The organism is Levilactobacillus paucivorans (assembly GCF_001437125.1).
Classification (GTDB): Bacteria; Bacillota; Bacilli; order Lactobacillales; family Lactobacillaceae; genus Levilactobacillus; species Levilactobacillus paucivorans.
In genome coordinates, this window is sequence record NZ_JQCA01000054.1 from 1 (window position 1) to 3,096 (window position 3,096).

Genomic DNA, 3,096 nt, shown 5'->3' on the forward strand with positions numbered 1-3,096 from the left:
TAACGAGTTGGCATGTAAAAATTCCTTCCTTTTGAGAGACGATTTATTCATTATACCCTCTCTTAAAAGTTGTCTCAGGAATCAGCTTACATCCAGCATTCCCTATTTCTATACAATCTACCGTACGAAGGCATTTCATTTACACAAGATTCTTGACGCTACCATTTACTAAGGAGGTCTCTTCATGGCCATCACCATTTTAATGGCTTGCTATACCCTGCTGGCTTTAGGAATTGGTTGGTACTTTTATGCTCATCGACGTCGTGCTTTCTTAGTCTTTCATCCCGAAAGTAGTCACGAATTAAGTCGTGTCTTGACGATCAGTGGTGTTGTTATGCTACTGATTGGTGTGCTGTCGGCAGTCGCCACCATCATGAACAACATGGTCTTCATTTCAACCATGTTGTTAGTCGGCGTTATTGCGATTATCAGTATTCAATTGATTCTATTACACTGGTTCCCTAAGGCGTAATCGGTTACACTTTCTCGCAGTTTTTTTACCATATCGCTTTTTATTTGCAGATAAATAACGTATGATAAGAGTATAAAATAATGAGAGGTGAATATTATGTTACAACAATACAAGCACATTTTAGTCCCAGTCGATGGTTCCTATGAAGCCGAATTAGCTTTCAAGAAAGCAGTCGCTGTGGCTAAACGTAACGATGCTGATTTACATCTCGTTCACGTTGTTGATACACGGGATTTACAAATCTTTTCTAGCCTTGATACCAGCATGGCTGAACAAGTCACAGAAACGGCCAAGAAGACCCTCGACAAGTACGTGGCTGATGCCAAGGCAGATGGTCTTGACAAGATTGATTACGCCATTGAATACGGGGCACCGAGGACCATCATTGAAGATGTTCCTCGGGGTAATGACACCGATTTGATTATGATTGGTGCTACTGGGTTAAACGCAGTTGGACGGCTATTAATCGGGTCTGTAACGGACTACGTCACACGGACAGCAGTTTGTGACGTCATCGTCGTACGGACGGACTTAGATAATCAACCAGTCAAAGCAGCACACCGCGCAGAATAAATTTGCTAACTAATGCTTTAACTATGGCAGATTGCAAGAAATAACTTGAACGAATTTAATGACGTAAATTAAGCAAGAAGATCTCGATTGGTGTATGCCAATTAAGACATTTAAGTGGCCGTGAATTCAAATACCAATTAATTTGAACCAATTGGTGATCACTTAGTTCTTCAATGGCTTGGCCTTTGGGAATAAAGCGCCGCAAAACTCGGTTACGGTTCTCATTACTGCCTCTTTCATGCGGTGAATAGGCATGGGCAAAATAAACCTGTGTACCAGTTCGCCGTTCAATTGTCTGATAGTTAGCGAACTCTTTACCATGATCCACAGTAAGCGTCTTGAGCTTGTCTTGAAGTTGACGAGCTAGTTCAAGTACGGTTTGAGTCATGGACTGACTGTCGCGACCATGGAGCCTTTTAACAATTGTCAGGCGACTTTTACGCTCCACAAAAGTAGCCACAGCTTGACCTTTACGTTTACCAGAAAGTACGGTATCAGCTTCAAAGTGGCCGAATTCCTGGCGAGTTTCGATTTTATGAGGACGCTTCTCAATTGAGCGGCCGTGACTGAACGTACCACGCTTTTCTTTAGCACGATGACGACGAATTCCATGATCAGGCAAATCGGGCAACTGTACATCAAGCCAGCCTTGATCAATCCAGTTATAGACCGTCTTGTAGGCAATCCCCACCACATGGGCAACTTGTTCAGGGGACCACTTCTGGACTTGAATCTTTTCCTCGATCAAGTGTTTAAGGTTTTTAGTAAGCGAAGACTTTCGCCCCCGTTGACTAACCTTTCGTTCAAAGTCAGTTTGCGCTAGCTCAGCCTGGTACTCACCATTTAGTCGGTGAAGTTCGTTAAAGATGGTGGTCTGACTAAAGTCTAAGTAGTTAGCGATGTATCGCAAGGAACGTCCTTCATTATGAAGCGTTTCAATGACAACACGGTTCTGGAATGATACAATAGTGGTGCTCATCAAGGTCCTTCTTTCTAATGGATTGTGTGGTAACACCATTAAAGACCTTGATAGGTTTTTCTGTCCACTTAAATGTTCAACTTAAATTTTACAATCTGCCTAATACATTGATAAATAACATAAAAAATTAGGAGGCTAATTATGCGACTTTGGCATGAGCAACTCATTAGCAAACTTCCTCGCCAACAACTGTTAGGACAGCATCGGGAAATTGCTGCTTTAAGAGGCAATGGCTGGGGAAAAAAGCATGCAACTGTTAATTATGTATTCAATTACTCACCGTATAAACTTTATCAATTTCACTTGCTGGTCATGCACGAAATGTAGCGGCGCGGATATCGTCCTAATAAAAAATGGTTTGATCCGCTTTACCGTGGTATCCATTGCGATCCATATATAATTTTGAAAAAGTGTCCGATAACTAACCCGATTTATCCAGAACATAATGATTCGTATTTGAAAGAATGTTTATCTAATTTAGCCAGTAAGGGGATTATTTTATAAATCTAAGAGGGTATCTCATTCGAAATACCCTCTTAGATTTAGCTAGTAATCCGCATTGAATTAAGATACTGGCTAGCTTAATTCAACTTTTAAATTGCTTACGATCTGTTAATAAAGCAATCGGTGAAAGAATTAAAATAATCACCGCTCCTACCAAATAAGTATGACTAAAGGCATGACTGATTTGTCGCTTTTTAGCATGCTTAATTTTTCCCATAGAATTCATTAAAGCTTCTTTTTGTGCCATTTGCTTGAGACCAACCAGCAATTTGTGTGGGCCTTGATTTATTTGTTGATTACTCGCATAATCTTATTTCCATGAAATAGCATGCAACAATATATCATATCATGATATATTGTTGCATGCTATTTCATAATATGCTATTATTTACTTGCAAATAAGGAGGCACACTATGAAAATAATTACTTTTTCAGCCATTAAGGGCGGAGTTGGAAAAACAACTTTAACTTTCAATTATGGTGAATGGTTATCTAGTAAGGGTTACAATGTTTTGGGTAGCGTCAAGAATCTTGTGTAAATGAAATGCCTTCGTACATATAATATGTA

At 39.9% G+C, this 3,096-nt stretch carries 4 protein-coding genes and 2 pseudogenes; 4 read left to right on the forward strand and 2 right to left on the reverse strand.

Going from position 1 to position 3,096, the window contains the following annotated elements:
- Positions 1-184: 184 nt before the first annotated feature.
- Positions 185-472, forward strand: coding sequence for a hypothetical protein (locus IV54_RS05790; protein WP_011668133.1), 288 nt, complete (start codon positions 185-187; stop codon positions 470-472).
- A 96-nt stretch (positions 473-568) separates the two neighbouring features.
- Complete coding sequence (locus IV54_RS05795) at positions 569-1,045, forward strand: universal stress protein (RefSeq protein ID WP_057878453.1); 477 nt, start codon at positions 569-571, stop codon at positions 1,043-1,045.
- Between the two features lie 55 nt (positions 1,046-1,100).
- Here IV54_RS05795 and IV54_RS05800 read toward each other — a convergent pair whose 3' ends face one another.
- Entirely contained in the window at positions 1,101-2,024 is a 924-nt protein-coding gene (locus IV54_RS05800) for an IS30 family transposase (protein WP_054712567.1), read from the reverse strand.
- Positions 2,025-2,165: 141 nt separating this feature from the next.
- Between IV54_RS05800 and IV54_RS05805 the strand changes: the two are divergent.
- Positions 2,166-2,528, forward strand: a pseudogene (locus IV54_RS05805) (TIGR02328 family protein).
- 82 nt (positions 2,529-2,610) lie between these two features.
- Here the strand turns inward: IV54_RS05805 and IV54_RS11500 are convergent.
- A complete protein-coding gene (locus IV54_RS11500) occupies positions 2,611-2,775 on the reverse strand; it encodes an MFS transporter (protein WP_075168959.1) in 165 nt (54 codons plus the stop codon).
- 166 nt (positions 2,776-2,941) lie between these two features.
- On the opposite strand from IV54_RS11500, the pseudogene IV54_RS11505 reads away from it, so the two are divergent.
- Positions 2,942-3,043, forward strand: a pseudogene (locus tag IV54_RS11505) (AAA family ATPase); the annotation flags it as partial.
- Between the last annotated feature and the right edge of the window lie 53 nt (positions 3,044-3,096).